This is a genomic window from Roseiflexus castenholzii DSM 13941 (assembly GCF_000017805.1).
Classification (GTDB): Bacteria; Chloroflexota; Chloroflexia; order Chloroflexales; family Roseiflexaceae; genus Roseiflexus; species Roseiflexus castenholzii.
In genome coordinates this window covers 5,190,001-5,207,975 of record NC_009767.1, presented here as the reverse complement: position 1 = coordinate 5,207,975, position 17,975 = coordinate 5,190,001, and the positions used below count along the sequence as shown (strand labels likewise).

The following is a 17,975-nucleotide window of genomic DNA, read 5'->3' as shown; positions in this document are numbered from 1 at the left end:
AAGGCATGATACCATGGAAGGCATCCATCAGGTTCACCTGCCGTTGCCTTTCCCGTTGCGAATCGTGAATACCTATCTGATACGCGATGGTGAAGGATGGACAGTTATCGACACCGGTCTCAACTATGCGCCTGGACAGGCTGCGTGGCACGAAGCATTCGCCAGGCACGGCGTCGATCCGCGTATGATCAAGCGCATTGTTCTAACCCACGCCCATCCCGATCATTACGGCATGGCAGGATGGCTCCAGGCGCTCTCGGATGCACCGGTGGCGCTTTCGGCAGGCGAGGCGGCGTTTGCCCGCGCACAATGGCATGCCGACTCACATGCCCATGATGCGACTGCGACATTCTTCGGCGCCCATGGTATGCCACCTGATCTGATGACCACGGTGGCGGACGATATTACACACCTGCGGATGATGACCCACCCCGTACCATCGGTCGTCACGTATCTGCCGGTCGGCGAACCGTTGCTGATTGGCGAGCGACTCTTCACACCCATCGCCACACCGGGGCATAGCGATGACCATCTGGTGTTCTACTGCGCCGAAGAGCGCCTGCTGATCTGCGGCGATGCCGTGCTTATCAAGATCACGCCAAACGTCGGTTTGTGGGGATGGAGTCGCGGTAATCCGCTCGCGCAGTTCCTGGCGTCGCTCGACCGCCTGGCAGAACTCGATGTGGCGCTGGCGCTTCCGGGACATGGTCCGCTCATCACACGGTTCCATGAGCGCCTGGACGAATTGCGCGTTCATCATGTTGAACGGTTGGAGGCGATGGAACATGCCATTGGCGCCGGGGCAACAGCCTACGAGGTCTGCACTGCGGTCTTTCCGCTGCAAGAGTTGACATCCCATCAGATGCGCTTCGCCATGGCGGAAACGCTGGCGCACCTGGAGTATCTGGCAACACAGGGACGGGTCGAACAGATCGAACACGCTGACGGGACACGCTCCTGGCGGCGGTGTGCATTATGAAACGTTGCCCGTTGTACGCTCGTTGCGATCAAACGACAGAGATACGAGTGCACAGCGATGATGATCCATGGGTGCTGGCGTGCGGTCTTCGTGCGTGTGGGTGAGACGCGGAAGATCATCACGTGCAGCGGCAGAGGAGTGGATAATCGATGCTACGAGCCATTCTGTTCGACCTGGACGACACACTGTACGATCTCAAGGCGCACTGGCTCGCATGCCTGCGCATCGCTCTCGCAGACGCACCATGCACTATATCGTGCGACCTCGAGACGCTGGTGCAGCATGCATTCACGATGAAGATCTGGATCAACCAGTTGCCCGACTTTCTGCGCGATCAGGGAATGACCGATCAGCGCATGATTGATCGGGCTTTCGCGCGCTATCGTGATATCTGGTTCGAGACACTCACCCTCGATCCAGAAGCGCTGCCATTGCTCACTGCCCTCGGCGCGCGCTACCGTCTCGGATTGATTACCAACGGACCATCATGGTCACAGCGTCCCAAGATTGAACGCTTCGATCTTGCATCGTATATGCATGCCATCATCGTCTCCGAGGAAGTCGGAGTTGCCAAACCGGACCCGCAGATCTTTCACATCGCACTGCACGCCCTGGGAATAACGCCTGATGAGGCATTGTTCGTCGGCGATTCGCCAGAGAATGACCTGCGGGGTGCGGCACAGGCGGGCATGCCGGCTATTTGGGTCAACCGCCACGGAGTGACGCTTCCGCCTGACGTGCCCCCACCTGTTGCGGTGGTTGATGGTTTGCGCGACCTTCTGGCGATCATTGCCGCTTACGACTCACATTGACGATCCAGGCGATCCTGTGATAATATATCCGGCGTTCGACGAATATGCGCCCGATGCCTCTGCCGGCAGCGGCGCTTCCTTATTATTATCTGGCAGAACACCGTTCAGGAGCGTGACTGTGGGGAGCAAAATCAAAGTGGTATTGACGCAGAATGTTGCCAATCTTGGCGCGGCTGGCGAAGTCCGCGAGGTCTCCGGCGGGTATGGCCGCAACTATCTCATTCCACGCGGTCTGGCGGTTCTGGCAACCCGCGGTCAGATCAAACAGGCGGAGGAGCGTCTGGCAGCGCAGCGCCGGCGCGAAGAAGCGGCGCGCCGCGACGCCCAGGCAATCGCTGCCCGCCTTCATGGGCAAACGTTGCGCTTCACTGCGCGCGTTGGTGAACTCGACCGGTTGTACGGTTCGATTACCAGTAGCGATATTGCGGAGAAGATCGGCGCACTGCTCGGCGAGGAATTTGACCGCCGCAAGGTGCAACTGGAAGAGCCGATCAAGCGTATCGGCATCTATCCGGTCACGATTCGCCTGATGGCGGGCGTCGAACCGGTGATCAACGTCGTCGTCGAGGGTGAAGAGGGCGCGATTCAGTTGCCCCCCGATCCCGAAACCGCCTGACCTGTTGCGACATTCGATAGGATTTTCGCACGGATAATGTGCCACGGCATTGCGCCCTGGCACATTATCGCTTCTCAAGGCGCGTGTGGACAGGCATGGGATAATCTGTCGAAAAGCGGGGCATAACCCTGTGCCCAACCCGCCTGTGTGTTGCAACGCACGAGCAGGGGGGCGCCCGTTCCACGACAACGTTCGACACCGGGAAGACTATGACTGCACTGCCCGATCTGCCGCAGAGCATCGACGCTGAGAAAGCCACCCTCGGCTCGATCCTGCTCAACCGGGATGCCATCATTGCGATTGCACCCTGGTTGCAGGCGGAGTATTTTTACCTGCAACGGCACGCGCAGATCTACGAGGCGATGCTGACATGCTACAATGCCCGCATTCCCCCTGATACCCGCACCGTCGCCGAGGAACTGCGCCGGCGCAATCAGCTCGAAGCCGTTGGCGGCGTTCTCTATCTGTCCGAACTGGTCGAGAGCGTTCCAACCTCGTATCACGTTGAATACTATGCCCGCATCGTCGAACATACTGCGCTGCGCCGCCGCCTGATCACCGCTGGAAGCAAGATCGCTGCGCTGGGGTACGATGAGCAACGGGATATCGAGGACACGCTCGATCTGGCTGAACAGACCCTCTTCGAGGTCTCGCAGCGGCGCATCAACCAGGATTTTGTTCACATCGGCCAGGTGATCGATGCGTACTATGAGCAGATCAACTATCTTCAGGAGCATCGCGGCGAGGTCGTGGGGCTGCCAACCGGCTTCCGCGACCTCGATCTCATCACCGGCGGGTTGCAGCGCAGCGATCTGATTATCCTTGCAGCGCGCCCAGGCGTCGGCAAGACCAGCCTGGTGATGAGCATCGCCTATAATGTCGCTATGCACTACCAGGGAACGGTCGGCGTGTTCAGTCTGGAAATGAGCCGTGAGCAACTGGTGCAGCGCCTGCTCTCAATGGAAACGACCATCGATACGCACCGCCTGCGCCTGGGGCAACTCCGTGAGGACGAGATGGAGCGCGTGATCAGCGCTATGGGGCGTCTGGCTGCCGCGCCGATCTATATCGAAGACTCTGCCGGGCTGAGCATTATGGATGTGCGCAGCCGGGCGCGTCGGCTTCAGGCGCGCGCCGGCGTGGACTTGATTATCATCGACTATCTGCAATTGATGCAGGGACGCCGCACCGACAATCGCGTGCAAGAGGTGAGCGAGATTTCGCGCGGTTTGAAGGCGCTGGCGCGTGAACTCAACGTGCCGGTCATCGCTCTGTCGCAACTTTCGCGCGCCGTCGAAGGGCGCACCAGCCACGTGCCTGTGCTGAGCGACCTGCGCGAATCGGGGTCGATTGAGCAGGACGCCGATATTGTGATGTTTATCTATCGCGAAGAGTTGTATGATCCGAACACTGACAAAAAGGGTATCGCCGAGATCCATATCGCCAAACATCGCAATGGTCCGGTCGGCGTGGTGCCCATGCGGTTTGAGCCATCGACCACACGCTTCATGGACCTGACTTATCGCACGCCGGAAGGGTATTAGAGTCAACGTGATACGCGCTCATAGTTGGGGGCAACGACCCCGCCGACCGCGCCAAACGGAGGTTCGGGGAGGTCTCCGAAATGAAACATCACTAGTGGAATGGATGTAACCAGCGTTGATGCGGAAGCAACGCCCGCGCACCCGCGACGAGGGCGCGACGCCCGTGCATCGGAGACCTGCGAACGGTTGCCTGTCGTTTATAATGGCATAGAACATGCATGTTCTCTTCCGATCCGACGCACGCTCATTGACGCAGGAGCGGACTAGCCAATGGCATTCACCGGCTTCACAACCGACGCCCTGGTAGGACTACCGGGTGAGTTCTTTACCGAAGTGTTGCCGCAGATCACACTTCCCAGCGAACTCAAAGTCACACTGCACGTCTTCTATCGCCTGAGTCGGCAGCGTGGTCCTGCGCCACGGCGGATCAGTTGGGACGAACTGGCGTCAGATCGCGTGTTGCGGCGCGGATTGCGCGCCATCACACGGTTACGCCCGCCGGAAGAATTGCTTGCCGAAGGACTCGACGCCGCCGTGCGTCGCACGACGCTCCTCCATATCGCGCTGCCCGATGGCGCGCGCACCATCAACTGGTACATTGTGAATACCGCTGCAAACCGCGCGTGGGTCGAGCAGGTCGGGCAGTCGGGCGTAGCGCTTGCGCCCAACCCGCCGCTTCCCAATGATCGCCCGTCGCTGATCACGCTGTACGAGCAGAATATCGGGTTGGTGACCCCCATGCTGCTTGATGACCTGCGCGAGGCAGAAGAGCGCTACCCGGCACACTGGATCGAAGATGCCATGCGAGAAGCGGTGCGCGCCAATGCCCGCTCCTGGCGCTATGTCAAGAAGATACTCGAGAGGTGGGCGACCCATGGACGAAACGATGCGCAGGATCGAACCGACCGACCTATCGATGTCGAGAAATACGTCGGTGGCGCCTACGGCGACCTCTTCCGCCGTGGCAGCGATGTCTCCGACCTCCAGTAGCGCGGTCTGCCCTCACTGCGGCGGTTCAGGGTTTTACAAAAAAGCGGTGCCCTTTGGGCATCCCGACTTCGCCAGACTCTTCCCGTGCGTGTGTAAAATGGCGGAACAGGAACAGCGCGAAGCGGCGCGCTTGCTGGAAATCAGCAATCTGGCGGCATTTCTCGACAAGACCTTCGAGACCTTCAACCCAAACGTCCCCGGCGTTCGTCGCGCTTATTTGCGTGCGCTCGAATATGCGCGCCAACCACGCGGCTGGCTCATTTTGTTTGGCAACTATGGGTGTGGCAAAACCCACCTGGCGGCTGCCATCGCCAATCAGTTGATCCAGAACCACTATCGTGTGCTCTTTGCCGTCGTTCCTGATCTCCTCGACCATCTGCGCTCGACGTTTGGACCATCGAGCGAGATCGAGTACGATCAGCGTTTCGAGGATATTCGTGAGGCGGATGTCCTCATCCTCGACGATCTCGGCACCGAAAACACGACCAGTTGGGCGCGCGAAAAACTGTTTCAGATTATTAATCATCGGTACAATTTTGCATTACCGACGGTCATTACCAGCAATCGCAAACCCGAGGAGATCGACCCGCGTATCTTTTCACGCATGTCCGACCGCGCACTCTGCGAAGAACATATCATTATCGACGCTGCCGACTATCGCAGGCTGCCACTGGCGCAACGCTACCCGATCAATAATGCGCAACGCCGCCTGAAATAGACGGTCCGGCGCGCGATCATTCCCGGATACGACCGTTTTGTGCTATCATGCCTCTAATGTATGCGCGACGGATCGCGTACCCGTAAGATCAACGCTCCTCCTACTATGGGAGCATCCACGCCAGTGTGCCGTATCAGGGGTCTTCCATGCCAGGCAACCGTGCATTGTTCGACCGCGCGATGGAGCAAAGCCGCGAAGCAGCGCGGCTTATGAACTGGGACGAGGCGCTGAAACAGGCAGCCCGCGCCTTGCAAGAATTCCCTCAGGACCTGGATGCGCGCTTGGCTGTCGCTGTTGCGTTCTTCAACACCGCAAAGTATGCGCAGGCGCTTCAGATTTTCGATGAATTGCGTCGCATCGATGCCGGCAATCCATTCTATCTGGAATATCTGGCGCGTACCCACGAGCGTCTCGGCGACGTGCAGGCGGCAACCAACGCCTATGTGCAACTTGCCGATCTTCAGATGAACCGCAAACTGGCTGCACGCGCCATCGATGCCTTACGCGAGGCGCTACGCCTGCAATCCGACGCCGACGATCAGCGGCTGCGTCTGGCGCAGTTGCTCGCCGATCAGGGCGCGAGTGCAGAGGCGGCAACGCACTATCTCGAACTGGCACGGCGCGCTCAAGCGCGTGGGAGCCTCGAACAGGCGGCGGAACTGGCGGAAATGGCGTTGCGCTGCGTACCCGACAATCGTGAAGCCAAAGAGTTAATCGCGGCGCTCCACGATGCCCTGGCACAGACGGTCCAATCAGCAATCGAAGCGACCGCAACCGCCGCCGATGCAACCGTATTGCCCATTATCGGCACCGGCGGTTTGCGCGGTGCGCACCTCGCCATCGAACGAATCATCGCGCTGGCGCACGAACGTCAGGAGGCCGGCGATATTGATGGCGCCATCGAGCAGTATGAACGCGCGCTCAAACTTGGAACCGACCGCAGCGATGTGTTTTATAGCCTGGGCTTGCTGTATCAGGAACGCGGCGACTATCAACGCGCGGTGGAACTGTTGCAGGGCGCCGCTGGCGACCCGGAATACGCCCTTTCAGCGCATTATATGCTTGGTCAGGCGTATCAGGCGCTGGGCCAACTGCCCGAAGCAGCGCACGAATACGAACAAACTATTCGTCTGTTGCCGCTGGAATCGATTGGACGCGCCGAAGCCGACGATATGATCCAGATGTACGAGAGCGCCGCGCAGATCTATATTCAACTCAACGACATTGCGCGCGCTGCAACGCTCTATTCGACGCTGGCAAACTTTCTTCAGGGCAAACGCTGGGGACGCGAGCGCGCCGATGAGTTCCGCCAGAAAGCCAAAGACCTGACCGAGCGCAATATGTTTGCCAAACTCCGCACGCTCGGCACGGGCGCACTGACATCACCGCCATCCGCCCCTGAACCCGAAACGCCTCCCGAAAGTCCGATGCCCGAAACCTGGGGGAAAATTCGCCCTATTACCGATTTTCTGCGAGCGCCTGAGCCACAGACCCCCGACCATCATCGCTTTGAACCATCCCCATCAGTCGCCGCCGAACCGGTCGACCCGCTGGCAATCCTCGAAACGCTGCCGCATCCCGAACACGTTCCCGTTGCACCGGTAACACCGCTCGACACGACCGGACTGGATGAAATCGGTGAACGGTATGTGCTGGCGAGCGAAAAGTATGTCGAACAGGGATTGATGCTGGCAGCCAACGACGCATGTATGGAGGTTATCAGGCTGAACCCGGAGTATCTGCCGATTCACCTGCGATTGGGAGAGATTTACGAGCGCGATGGACGCAAAGACGAAGCATTAATCAAGTATCAACTGTTGATCGACACGTATGTGGCGCGGGGAGAACCCCGGCGCGCCATCGACGTTTACTACCGGCTGATCGAACTGTCGCCCGATACAATTATGCCGCGTTCGCGGCTGGCTGAGTTGCTGCGCGCTGACGGACGAAACGAAGAGGCAGCGCAGCAACTTGCCATTGTTGCCGGCGCCTATTTTCGGATGGGACAAACGACCAAAGCGCTCGAGGAGTACCGACGCGCCCTGCAATGGTCGCCGTCCAATGCAGAACTCCACGCACAGTATGGGCAGGCGCTGCTGAAACTCGACCGCGCCGAGGCAGCGCTGGTCGCTTTCCGGCGCGCTCTCGAACTCGATCAGCAGAATCCGGTTCATATTGCACGCATCAACATGGCGCTGGCCATTATGGGTGAGCAACCCGTCGCCGTCTGGCAATCGCTGGCGACGCTGCTCGACCAGCTCAAACAGCATCCCCAACGCCTGAATGAAGTACAATCCGAGTACCGCGCCACGTTACTGGTTGCCGATCTTCCCATATTGCACTACATTCTGGGCATTGTTCAGCAGCACGCCGGGCAACATCCATCGGCGCTGCTGGAGTTCGAGCAGGCCATCGAACTGCTGAACGCCGAGAACGATCCGACTCTGACGCCACACCTGGTTTATCAGGCAATGGCGGATAGTCACATTGCACTGGGTCAGGCGAGTGAGGCGTTGCGCCAGCTTCAGCATGCCCTGGATCTTGCTCCTGCGCCGCCGCCGCCGGAAAACGCCCGTTATCCGTTTTCGCTCCCCCTTTCTCAGGGCGAAATCGTGCGCCGTATGGCGGAAGCATATGCCGCTGTCGGCGATCTCGCCAGCGCCGAACGCGCGCTTCAGGAAGCCAAACAGTTTCTGCCCTACGACCGCGCGATCTACACCAAACTGTCCGATATCTATTTTCGGCAGGGTCGCCTGAATGAAGCGCTGACGCAACTCGACGAACTGGCGACCCACTATGAGCAGCGCCAGATGCTGGATCGCGCGATCGAGGCACTCGAAAATGCGCTGCGCCTGGCGCCCAACAATATTCCGATCAGCCATCGCCTGGCGAAAATGTATATCCGGCGCGGCTACCTGGATAAAGGCGTCGAAGCGCTGACGCGTGTCGCAGAACTTCAACGGAAGGAAGGGCAGATCAAAGACGCCATTGCCAACCTTCAGCAGGCGGCCGAGGTGCATTGGACGCTTGGCAGGCAGGAGGAGGCGCGCGCACTCTATGACAAAATCGTGCATATCGCACCCAATGATATTGAAGCACGCCAGTGGCTGTCGTTTATGTACACCCTGGCCGGCATGACGCGTGAAGCCGTTGCGCAAAAGAAACAGATTATTCGCATCCTGCTCCAGCGGCGCGATCTGGATAACGCTATTGCGGAGATGCATCAAATCTACGGACTCGACCAGAACGATACCGATAATCTGTTTCAACTCGGTGATGCGCTTATGCGGCGGCAGGAATATGAACAGGCAATCCGCATCTATACCAGGCTGGCAAAAGTGCCAGGCGTCGAAATTGAACGCGTCGAAGCGTTACAGGCAGCAGCCAGACGGATGCTCGAACAACAACAGGCAGGAAACCGGTGATGCACAGCGCGCAGCGACAGCGAGGTGATTGCCGCAGGCATGGCGCCGACGATGGTTTCTATCACCATCGTGTCATCCCAAAACGCCGGGATAGCGGTAAAATATGCGTGAACGACTCTCCCGACGTGCTGTGCACCGATGGAACAATATGCCTGACATTCGCAGCATCCTGGAATGGATCAATCGCCTCGCCGACCGTCTCAATCCCTTCGTCGACCCACGCGCGCTGCTTGATATTGGGATCGTCGCACTGATTTTCTACTGGTTGCTCGGCGTCATTCGAGGCACGCGCGCCGTACCCTTGTTGCGCGGTTTTGGCATCATGCTGGTCATCTCGATTGCCCTCAGTTCGGTGCTGCCGCTCGAAACGCTGCGCTGGCTGCTCGAAAACGCCATTCAACCGGCGCTGATCGTGGCCATCCCAGTGCTGTTTCAACCAGAACTGCGGCGCGCGCTGGAAAGCCTGGGACGAACCAATGATCTGCTGGGGCGCCCTTTTTCGCGTGCCAATCGCTCAGAATTGATCGATACCGTGAACGGCGTCTCACGTGCAGCACAACAGTTGTCGCAGCAGGGCATCGGCGCATTGATGGTGATCGAACGTGAGACGGGACTGCAAGAATACGCCGATCGCGGTGTCATCCTCGACGCGCGCCTCGCAGTGCCGCTCTTGTTGAATATTTTCTACCCGAATGCGCCACTGCACGATATGGCAGTCATTGTGCGCGGCAATCGCATCCTGGCTGCCAACGTCGTGCTTCCCCTCAGTGAAGACATCGTTGGACCGCGACGCCTTGGCACGCGCCATCGCGCAGCAAAAGGCATCTCTGAGCAATCCGACGCTATCGCTGTGGTGGTGTCCGAAGAAACTGGCGCGATTTCACTGGTGCATGACGGGCGTATGGTGAGTTATCTCAATGAAGCACGGCTGCGGAGTATGCTCGCGGGGCTGCTCAAGGTGCAACTCGACGAAGAGCCGAAAACCTGAACCGCTCGAAGGGTTATCGTGGTGGATTTCCTGAATACTTCAGCCCTGCGCTTTCTGCTGGCTTTGATCCTGGCATTTACGCTGTGGGTGTTCGTCTCGTATACTCAGAATCCTGATCGGTCGATTGCGTATGAAAATATCCCGGTAGACATCGAAGGTCTGGCGCCAGGATTGATCGTGATCGATAAGGAAGGACTGCCCCGCGCGCAGCGCCCAGAGGTCGATCTGACCGTCCTGGCAGACGATGAAACCCTGAATAATGTGCGCATCAGCGATCTGCGCCCTTTCGTCGATCTTACCGGGCGCGGACCAGGCGAGCACAACGTACCGGTCAATGTCGTCACCACCCGCTCACTCCGCCTGCGCACCGCCGTTGAACCTGAATATCTGCTCATCCGGCTGGATCAGGAAATCACCCAAACCGTTGCGCTGACGGTTGAAACCACCGGTGTCGTCCCTTTTGGCTTTGAGGCGCGCGCACCGCAGGTGACATCGCGTGGGCAGCCATTGACGGCCGTGACAGTGCGCGGACCACAGGGACGAGTGACACGTGTGGCTGCGGTGCGCGCGCGCGTCGACATTGACCGCCTGACGGCAAATTATAATTCTCCACGAACGCTCGAACCGGTCGATGCCAACGGACAACCGGTAGCTGGCGTGACGGTTGAGCCGGCCACTGCCGATATTCTGGTGCCGATCATTTCCAGCGTCGGACTCAAGCGCGTGCCGGTTGTGCCGTCGATCACCGGATTCCCCGCCAGCGGGTACGTGGTCGCCGGGGTCGAGGTGTCGCCATTGCTCGTCACGCTGACCGGTAGTTCAGGACCGCTCGATGACGCAGAGAATGTTCTAACCGCCGATGTGGACGTTACCGGCGCCGCTCAAACCTTCACCCGTACAGTGTCGCTCATTGCGCCACGCGGTACGCAACTCCGCTTCGGCGAGCCGACGGAGGCGCTCGTGACGATCCGCATTGCGCCGATCAACCGTCCATTTCAGGTCACAGTACCGGCATCGGTTCAGATGATCGGGATAAGCGAAGGGATGCTGGCGTCACTCAGTCCGAACGTGGTCTCTGTCGCCCTGACAGGCACATCTGCGCAACTCGAGGCATTGTCCAGCACTCAACTGCTTGGCGTGGTCAATGTCCGTGGGTTGGGACCGGGAACATATGAACTCGAACCAACCTTTACACTCCCCGAAGGAGTGACGCTGGCAGCGCCGGCGCCGCGCGTCTTCGTGACGCTGCGCCTGCCGCCAACGGTGACGCCGGGGCCGACATTAACGATTGAGAACGAATCTCAACCAACGGCATCGCCTGGCACACCAGCACCGACGCCGGGCGAAACGCCAACGCCGACTGCAACACCATAAGAAGGAGGGAGGACCATGACATGTTGCTGACCATGGAAGATGTGGAGCACGTCGCACGCCTGGCGCGTCTGCGCCTTTCGCCAGATGAACTGGAGCATATGCGCGATCAATTGTCGAAGATTCTTGATCATTTTCAGATGTTGCAGCAGATCGATGTCAGCGCTGTTCCACCAACTGCGCAGGTGACCGATCTGATCAATGTGATGCGCGAGGATGAGGTGCGTCCGTCACTGCCGCGCGAACAGGCGCTGGCAAACGCTCCCGAACAACAGGATGGAATGTTTCGCGTCCGTGCCATCTTTGAAGAAGCGTCATAAGCGAGGAAGCCTGTGTCTCACAATGGATCAACGTTTCGCTACCTGGGCAAGGGGCATCGCCTGATCGAAGGGTTGGAAAAGGTAACCGGCAATGCGAAGTACGCTGGCGATCTGAAGATCTCCGGTATGCTGCACGCATGCCTGGTGTTAAGCCCGTATGCGCATGCGCGCATTGTTTCGATCGATGCCAGCGCTGCGCGGGCAATGCCGGGTGTTGTTGCGGTGCTGACCGCCGATGACCTGCCAACGCGCGATCGTGCCGTTAATTCGCGCCACAGTGCCGTGCTGGCAAAGGATCGTGTGCTCTGGCGCGGGCAACCGGTTGTGGCGGTCGTCGGTGAAACCGAGACAGCGGCGCGTGATGCCGCCGATCGCGTGGTCGTCGAGTATGAGCCGCTGCCGCCTGTCGTAGATGTGCGCAAAGCCGCCAGTCCCGATGCGCCGGTCATCTGGACCGAAGGGTTGCCGAAAGAAGGCGCCGACCTGACCGCAGCCCACGCTGCGGTCGACAAAGGCGAACAGGAAACAACCGGCGCACCCTCGAATATTCACGACGAGGTGCATTTTGCGCGCGGCGACGTCGAGCGCGGCTTCACAGAAGCCGATGTGATCATCGAACGGGTCTACTGCACCCCGATGGTGCACCAGGGTTATCTGGAGCCGCATGCGTCGGTTGCTGAGCCAGACCCATACCGTGGCGGCGTGACCGTGTACGCCAGCACACAGGGTCAGTTTAGCGTGCGCGACGAAGTAGCGCGTCTCCTGTCGCTGCCCCGGCATAAGGTGCGCGTCGTGCCCATGACGATTGGCGGCGGTTTTGGCGCCAAGTACGGTATTATCGATCCGCTGGTCGCCGCTCTTGCTGTGACCGTCAAACGTCCGGTGCGTCTTGTGCTCACCCGCACTGAGGATTTTCTTTCAACAACGCCTTCGCCAGCAGCAATCGTGGAACTGAAGGTTGGCGCGCGCGCCGACGGCGCACTGACGGCAATCCAGGCGCGGGTGTTGATGGACAATGGCGTCTTTCCCTTTACCCTGGGAGGTATCGTCAGCATTCTGCTCGGCGGCTATTATAAGTGCCCAAATGTGAAGATAGATTGTTATGAGGTGCTGACGCACAAACCACAGGCAGGCGCCTACCGCGCTCCTGGAGCACCAACCGCCACCTTTGCCATCGAGTCGACCATCGACGATATTGCCCGCGCGCTCGGGCGCGATCCGCTCGCATTTCGGCTGCAAAACGCTGCCGAAACCGGCGATCCGATGGGCAATAACGATCCCTGGCCCCCTATTGGGCTGAGACTGGTGCTTGAGCGGCTACGCGACCATCCCGCATGGAAGGATCGAGAGGTCGGTCCCAACGAGGGTGTCGGCATTGCCGTTGGCGGATGGCCCTGTGGCATGTCACCCGCTGCTTCTGTCTGCCGCGTCGATACCGATGGGACTGTGCGCGTCCACGTTGGATCGGTCGATATTTCCGGCGTCAATTCGTCGCTTGTGCTGGTGGCTGCCGAGATTCTCAATATTCCGCCCGAACAGGTGGAACTGATTCAAGGCGATACGCGCAGCGGTCCCTTTGCCGGTCCGTCTGGCGGCAGCCAGACAACCTACAGCGTAGCGGGGGCGGTTGCGAGTGCAGCGCGCGCCGTGCGCGAGAAATTGTTCCATGTAGCGGCAGACCACTTCGAAGCCAGCGCCGCCGACCTCGAACTTCGGAACGGCATGGTGAGCGTCAAAGGCTTCCCCGACAAAGCGATCTCGATTGGCGAACTGGCCGCCATTGCCGAGAGCAAGGCTGGCGGACCAGGACCGATCGTTGCCGAGGGCAGCGCCGCCGTTTCAGAAAATGCACCCGGTTTCGTGGCCCATCTGGCGAAGGTGCATGTCGATCCCGAGACTGGACAGGTGACGTTAAAACAGTACGTTGCCATTCAGGATGTCGGATTTGCCCTCAATCCGACGATGGTTGCCGGTCAGATCCATGGCGGCTCGGTACAAGGCATTGGCTGGGGATTGTACGAAGCAATGGTATACGACGAGTACGGTCAGTTGCTGACTGCCAGTTTCATGGACTACAACCTGCCGGCGTTCGATCAGGTCCCAGATATCGAGACAGTTCTGGTTGAAAATCCCTCGCCGCATGGTCCCTTCGGCGCACGCGGTGTCGGTGAGCCGCCGATCACGGCTGGCGCAGCAGCGATTGCCAATGCCATCCGCGATGCCACCGGCGTGCGCGTCACCGAGATTCCCATTCGCGCAGAAATGCTGTGGCGGGCAATACAAGTTGGGGCAGGTCTGAGACCTGCCCCGACGCCTATGGGCAGGGACTGAGAGACCTGCCCCGACGCCTATGGGCAGGGACTGAGAGACCTGCCCCCAACGCCCATGGGCAGGTCTGAGACCTGCCCCCAACGCCCATGGGCAGGTCTGAGACCTGCCCCCAACGCCCATGGGCAGGTCTGAGACCTGCCCTCAACGCCCATGGGCAGGGACTGAGAGACCTGCCCCAACGCCCATGGGCAGGGACTGAGAGACCTGCCCCAACGCCCATGGGCAGGTCTGAGCCCTGCCCCAACGCCCATGGGCAGGTCTGAGCCCTGCCCCAACGCCCATGGGCAGGGACTGAGAGACCTGCCCCGACGCCCATAGGCAGGGCGCAGACCCTGCCCCGACGCCCATAGGCAGGGTCTGCGCCCTGCCCCGACACCCATAGGCAGGTCTGAGCCCTGCCCCGACACCCATAGGCAGGGGCTGCGCCCTGCCCCGACGCCCATGGGCAGGGGCTGAGCCCTGCCCGCCCAAATGTAGCCGCCGATCATGGCGCCTCACCCCATCACATTGACCTTCTCCGGCGCAACCTTGAACCGAACCCGCTGCTGATCCGGCGGGTTCGACGTAAACCGCTCCGCACCGGTATACCGCCGCGCCAGATAGTCGATGTGCGCGCGTCCTTGTTCTTCGTTGATCTCGACGACCGGCCCGCGAATCTGAATGTAACGGTAGCTATTATCCGGGTCCACCACCACCAGCGCCACATACGGATTCGCGCGGATCGCGCGATCCTTCAGCCGACCAACGGCAGTATTCAGGTAGATATACCCATCTTCAAAATGAAACCAGACCGGCGTCGCCTGCGGTGTAGTATCGGGCAGGGTTGTCGCCAGGATCATGATCAACGGTCGTTCGAGGAGATCGCGGTGCGACTCCGGGATCGCAGCAACCTGAATGGCACGATGATTCATGTCGCGCTCCGTTATGCTTTGAGACGTGGAATGACCTGTTCGCTGAACGCTTTGATGAACTGCTCCTGATTGCGACCAACGTTGTGCACATGAATCTCGTCAAATCCCAGATCGATGAACTGCTGAATGTATGCGCGATGTTCATCGAGATCGGATGAGATCAACATCCGGTTCTTGAAGTGTTCTGGTCGCACCAGTTTGGCAATTTCGGCGAAATCTTCCGGGTTGCGAATATCCTGCTTGGGGAAGGGCATGCCACCGTTGGGCCATTCGGTCAGTGCGTTCTGCATAGCCTCTTCAGCGGTTTCCGCCCACGACATGTGCAACTGAAGCAGTTTCGGCATTCGCGCAGGGTCTTTCCCCGCTTTCCGCGCGCCCTCCTCGAATTTCCCTAGCAGCATCCGCAATTTATCGGGGCTGGCGCCAGGCGTGATAATCCCATCGCACGCTCTTCCGGTCCATTCGGCGGTCACCGGTCCAGCCGTCGCAATGTAGATCGGTGGCGGATCCGGCGGCAATGTCCAGAGACGAACCCGCTCCATTTTGAAGTATTTCCCATCGTCGTGCCGGGCAACTTTGCCGGTGAACAGTTTCTTAATAATGCTGACCGCTTCCTGAAGCATCTGAAGACGGATATGCGGTTCGGGCCAGACACCACCCACGACATGTTCATTCAGCGCCTCGCCGCTGCCCAACCCCAACCAGAAACGACCGGGAGTCATCGCCGCCTGGGTTGCAGCCGCCTGCGCCACAACCGCCGGATGGTATCGGAACGATGGGCAGGTCACACCCGGACCGAACGTCAGGGTGCGCGTTGTTGCACCGAGCGCGGCCATCCAACTCCAGACAAAGGCGCTGTGCCCCTGTTGTGGCACCCACGGCTGAAAATGATCCGCTGCCATTACTCCCTTGAAGCCATGTTGCTCGGCGAGCTGGCAGTATGCCAGTAGATCGTTCGGATGAAACTGTTCCAGGGCTGCGGCATATCCGATGATTACCATATGCGTGCTCCTTTGCGCATGAGAAACTCCCGCGCCAGACGCTGCGCCGCCGTATGTCCGGGTTGCTGCGCCAGCCAGACCAGATCGTCAACTTCATCGATGTCTCGCTCAAGGTGCGGCAGACGCACCACATGCACTGTCCACCCCCGCCGCCGCGCTTCTGCACAATGACGAACAAAACTGTCAGGACCAAACAGAAACGTCCATCCTCGGATAGCCGGCGTCAGCAGCAGGTTTGTTCCACCATCATGGGCTGGCGTGATTGCCACGCCGGGTTGGGCTGCCAGCATCATCACATCATCCGCCCTCAAAAGCGGAACATCCGAGGGCACGATCAGGATAGCAGCGTCATCAGGCACATCCACAGCCGCCTGATACAGCGCCGCGTTGAGATCAGACGTCTGATCGACAGCAATCACGGCCCCATAAGCAGTGGCTATTTGATATGCCGCTGTATCCCTGCTGATCACCGTCACCCGACGCACCTGCGATTGTGATAGTGCCGCCAGCACATCGCCGAGCATCGCCAGCGACAATTCCTGCCGTTCGTGTGCATCGAGCGCATGCGCAAGGCGCTGCTTTGCATGACGCAACTCCTTGACCGGAACAATCGCGTAGAGGTCCATTTGCGAACTTCACACCCCTTGCGAACTTCACACCCCTCGGCTGTGGCTTCGGTTGCCAGGTCATACCAATGACGATTGAAGATGCCGCATGCGTGTCATTCCGAGCGGAGCGACTTGTCATTCCGAGCGGAGCGAGGAATCTGCGCGGGTCGTGCAAGACCCCTCGCGCTGATCGGGGCGACCATGCCGGATGGTCACAGGTCATTGGTATAAGGCGAGCAGATACAACCTGCGCGTCAGCAACTCCTACGAACGGCGACGCGCGGCAGTTCTTGCAGCAGCGATCGTTGCTTCCGCCAGGCGACGTTTCTCGGCAGGGCCACGCATGACGGTATCGGTCACCATCACATCAATCCCCCATGATCGAATATCATCCGATAGGCTGGCATCCGCCTGATCGATGACCAGCGCATCAATCAAGCCGCGGTAGCAGGCGGCCACACCGCGCACTGAAACCTCCAGCCCGACGGCGCGCATGAGAGGCGCGGCTGGTCCCTTGACCGGCGCGCCGGCAATGATCGGACTGACCGCCACAGTTGGCGCTGGCGATGCCATCAGTGCATCACGCACGCCAGGCACCGCCAAAATCGTGCCAATACTGACGACCGGATTGCTTGGGGCGATCACAATCATTTCAGCCGTATGCAGCGCTTCGAGCACTCCCGGCGCCGGGCGCGCCTGTTCGATGCCAACGAAACGCACCCCTCGCACCTCATCACGGGCGCGGCGCTGCACCAGATACTGTTGAAAATGCAGCCACCCTGCTGGCGTGAAAATCTCGGTTGCCACGGGATCATCACTCATCGGCAACACCCGAATGCCGACATTCAGTGCACATCGAAACGCATCCGTCACCTGTGAGAGGGTCCATCCTGCGCGCAGCAACTCGGTACGACGAATATGCACTGCCAGGTCGCGATCGCCAAGTTTGAACCAGGTATCAGCGCCAAGCCTCGCCAGCATTGACAAGGTATGGGTAGTATCCTCACGAATCCCCCAACCCTGCGCCGGATCGACAATACCGGCCAGGGTATACGTCACGATATCGATATCTGGGGATACATGTAACCCGTGGAAGACCATATCGTCGCCGGTATTGACGATTGCGGCAATCATCTCCGGCGATACGACCTGCACCAACCCTTCGAGGAAACGAGCGGCGCCGACGCCTCCCGCCAGAACGACAATCATACGAAGACCCCGCAGGAATCAGTCAAAGCGAACGATCAATGCTTCCAACGGCAACCGTTCCCGACGGACCGGTTCGACGGCGGCGTAACCAACGGTAATCAGCGCATGGGGTATCAGCGCCGGATCCAGGTCAAGCGCCGCCGTGACAGTTT

16 protein-coding genes (1 of these 16 running past the window's edge) are annotated in these 17,975 nt (G+C 59.6%); 11 read left to right on the top strand and 5 right to left on the bottom strand.

From position 1 onward, the window contains the following. Positions 1 to 13 precede the first annotated feature (13 nt). From RCAS_RS20735 to RCAS_RS20685, 11 genes are all read left to right on the top strand, one after another. The gene (locus RCAS_RS20735) at positions 14 to 979 is read left to right on the top strand and encodes an MBL fold metallo-hydrolase (protein ID WP_012122449.1); all 966 of its coding nucleotides are present in this window, start codon (positions 14 to 16) and stop codon (positions 977 to 979) included. A gap of 149 nt (positions 980 to 1,128) precedes the next feature. Beyond that, complete coding sequence (locus RCAS_RS20730; protein ID WP_012122448.1) at positions 1,129 to 1,791, top strand: HAD family hydrolase; 663 nt, start codon at positions 1,129 to 1,131, stop codon at positions 1,789 to 1,791. A gap of 118 nt (positions 1,792 to 1,909) precedes the next feature. After that, the gene (rplI, locus tag RCAS_RS20725; RefSeq protein WP_012122447.1) at positions 1,910 to 2,407 is read left to right on the top strand and encodes a 50S ribosomal protein L9; all 498 of its coding nucleotides are present in this window, start codon (positions 1,910 to 1,912) and stop codon (positions 2,405 to 2,407) included. A gap of 209 nt (positions 2,408 to 2,616) precedes the next feature. Then, entirely contained in the window at positions 2,617 to 3,951 is a 1,335-nt protein-coding gene (gene dnaB, locus RCAS_RS20720) for a replicative DNA helicase (RefSeq protein ID WP_012122446.1), read from the top strand. 270 nt (positions 3,952 to 4,221) lie between these two features. Continuing rightward, a complete protein-coding gene (locus tag RCAS_RS20715) occupies positions 4,222 to 4,941 on the top strand; it encodes a DnaD domain-containing protein (protein WP_012122445.1) in 720 nt (239 codons plus the stop codon). A gap of 97 nt (positions 4,942 to 5,038) precedes the next feature. Then, positions 5,039 to 5,659, top strand: coding sequence for an ATP-binding protein (locus tag RCAS_RS20710; RefSeq protein WP_232280085.1), 621 nt, complete (start codon positions 5,039 to 5,041; stop codon positions 5,657 to 5,659). 146 nt (positions 5,660 to 5,805) lie between these two features. Next, complete coding sequence (locus RCAS_RS20705; protein WP_012122443.1) at positions 5,806 to 9,084, top strand: tetratricopeptide repeat protein; 3,279 nt, start codon at positions 5,806 to 5,808, stop codon at positions 9,082 to 9,084. 148 nt (positions 9,085 to 9,232) lie between these two features. Beyond that, on the top strand, positions 9,233 to 10,072 hold the full coding sequence (cdaA, locus tag RCAS_RS20700; protein WP_085979089.1) for a diadenylate cyclase CdaA: 840 nt from the start codon (positions 9,233 to 9,235) through the stop codon (positions 10,070 to 10,072). Between the two features lie 21 nt (positions 10,073 to 10,093). Continuing rightward, complete coding sequence (locus RCAS_RS20695; RefSeq protein WP_041331204.1) at positions 10,094 to 11,446, top strand: CdaR family protein; 1,353 nt, start codon at positions 10,094 to 10,096, stop codon at positions 11,444 to 11,446. Positions 11,447 to 11,466: 20 nt separating this feature from the next. Next, entirely contained in the window at positions 11,467 to 11,763 is a 297-nt protein-coding gene (gatC, locus tag RCAS_RS20690) for an Asp-tRNA(Asn)/Glu-tRNA(Gln) amidotransferase subunit GatC (RefSeq protein WP_012122440.1), read from the top strand. 12 nt (positions 11,764 to 11,775) lie between these two features. Further along, positions 11,776 to 14,094 carry a xanthine dehydrogenase family protein molybdopterin-binding subunit gene (locus RCAS_RS20685; protein ID WP_012122439.1) on the top strand — a complete coding sequence of 773 codons (2,319 nt, stop codon included), beginning with the start codon at positions 11,776 to 11,778 and terminating at the stop codon, positions 14,092 to 14,094. Between the two features lie 494 nt (positions 14,095 to 14,588). Here RCAS_RS20685 and RCAS_RS20680 read toward each other — a convergent pair whose 3' ends face one another. From RCAS_RS20680 to RCAS_RS20660, 5 genes are all read right to left on the bottom strand, one after another. Continuing rightward, positions 14,589 to 15,005 (bottom strand): PPOX class F420-dependent oxidoreductase, encoded by a 417-nt coding sequence (locus RCAS_RS20680; protein ID WP_012122438.1) that lies wholly within the window; start codon positions 15,003 to 15,005, stop codon positions 14,589 to 14,591. Between the two features lie 11 nt (positions 15,006 to 15,016). Beyond that, complete coding sequence (locus RCAS_RS20675) at positions 15,017 to 16,006, bottom strand: TIGR03557 family F420-dependent LLM class oxidoreductase (RefSeq protein ID WP_012122437.1); 990 nt, start codon at positions 16,004 to 16,006, stop codon at positions 15,017 to 15,019. Then, positions 16,000 to 16,632: a 2-phospho-L-lactate guanylyltransferase gene (cofC, locus tag RCAS_RS20670; RefSeq protein ID WP_012122436.1), complete on the bottom strand. Its 633-nt coding sequence runs from the start codon at positions 16,630 to 16,632 to the stop codon at positions 16,000 to 16,002. Before cofC ends, RCAS_RS20675 begins: the two co-directional genes overlap by 7 nt. Before the next feature lie 246 nt (positions 16,633 to 16,878). Next, positions 16,879 to 17,823 carry a 2-phospho-L-lactate transferase gene (cofD, locus tag RCAS_RS20665; protein ID WP_012122435.1) on the bottom strand — a complete coding sequence of 315 codons (945 nt, stop codon included), beginning with the start codon at positions 17,821 to 17,823 and terminating at the stop codon, positions 16,879 to 16,881. An 18-nt stretch (positions 17,824 to 17,841) separates the two neighbouring features. Next, positions 17,842 to 17,975: the 3' end of a nitroreductase family protein gene (locus RCAS_RS20660; protein WP_232280084.1), read on the bottom strand. 499 nt of this gene lie beyond the right edge of the window; the window shows 134 of its 633 coding nt (coding positions 500–633); the start codon falls outside the window, past its right edge; the stop codon is at positions 17,842 to 17,844.

Excerpts from the sequence above, each read along its gene's own strand:
- dnaB (WP_012122446.1), top strand. The coding sequence starts at position 2,617 with ATGACTGCACTGCCCGATCTGCCGCAGAGCATCGACGCTGAGAAAGCC.
- RCAS_RS20735 (WP_012122449.1), top strand. The coding sequence starts at position 14 with ATGGAAGGCATCCATCAGGTTCACCTGCCGTTGCCTTTCCCGTTGCGA.
- RCAS_RS20730 (WP_012122448.1), top strand. The coding sequence starts at position 1,129 with ATGCTACGAGCCATTCTGTTCGACCTGGACGACACACTGTACGATCTC.
- cofD (WP_012122435.1), bottom strand. The coding sequence starts at position 17,823 with ATGATTGTCGTTCTGGCGGGAGGCGTCGGCGCCGCTCGTTTCCTCGAA.
- RCAS_RS20675 (WP_012122437.1), bottom strand. The coding sequence starts at position 16,006 with ATGGTAATCATCGGATATGCCGCAGCCCTGGAACAGTTTCATCCGAAC.
- RCAS_RS20680 (WP_012122438.1), bottom strand. The coding sequence starts at position 15,005 with ATGAATCATCGTGCCATTCAGGTTGCTGCGATCCCGGAGTCGCACCGC.
- cdaA (WP_085979089.1), top strand. The coding sequence starts at position 9,233 with ATGCCTGACATTCGCAGCATCCTGGAATGGATCAATCGCCTCGCCGAC.
- cofC (WP_012122436.1), bottom strand. The coding sequence starts at position 16,632 with ATGGACCTCTACGCGATTGTTCCGGTCAAGGAGTTGCGTCATGCAAAG.
- RCAS_RS20705 (WP_012122443.1), top strand. The coding sequence starts at position 5,806 with ATGCCAGGCAACCGTGCATTGTTCGACCGCGCGATGGAGCAAAGCCGC.
- gatC (WP_012122440.1), top strand. The coding sequence starts at position 11,467 with ATGTTGCTGACCATGGAAGATGTGGAGCACGTCGCACGCCTGGCGCGT.
- RCAS_RS20710 (WP_232280085.1), top strand. The coding sequence starts at position 5,039 with ATGGCGGAACAGGAACAGCGCGAAGCGGCGCGCTTGCTGGAAATCAGC.
- RCAS_RS20715 (WP_012122445.1), top strand. The coding sequence starts at position 4,222 with ATGGCATTCACCGGCTTCACAACCGACGCCCTGGTAGGACTACCGGGT.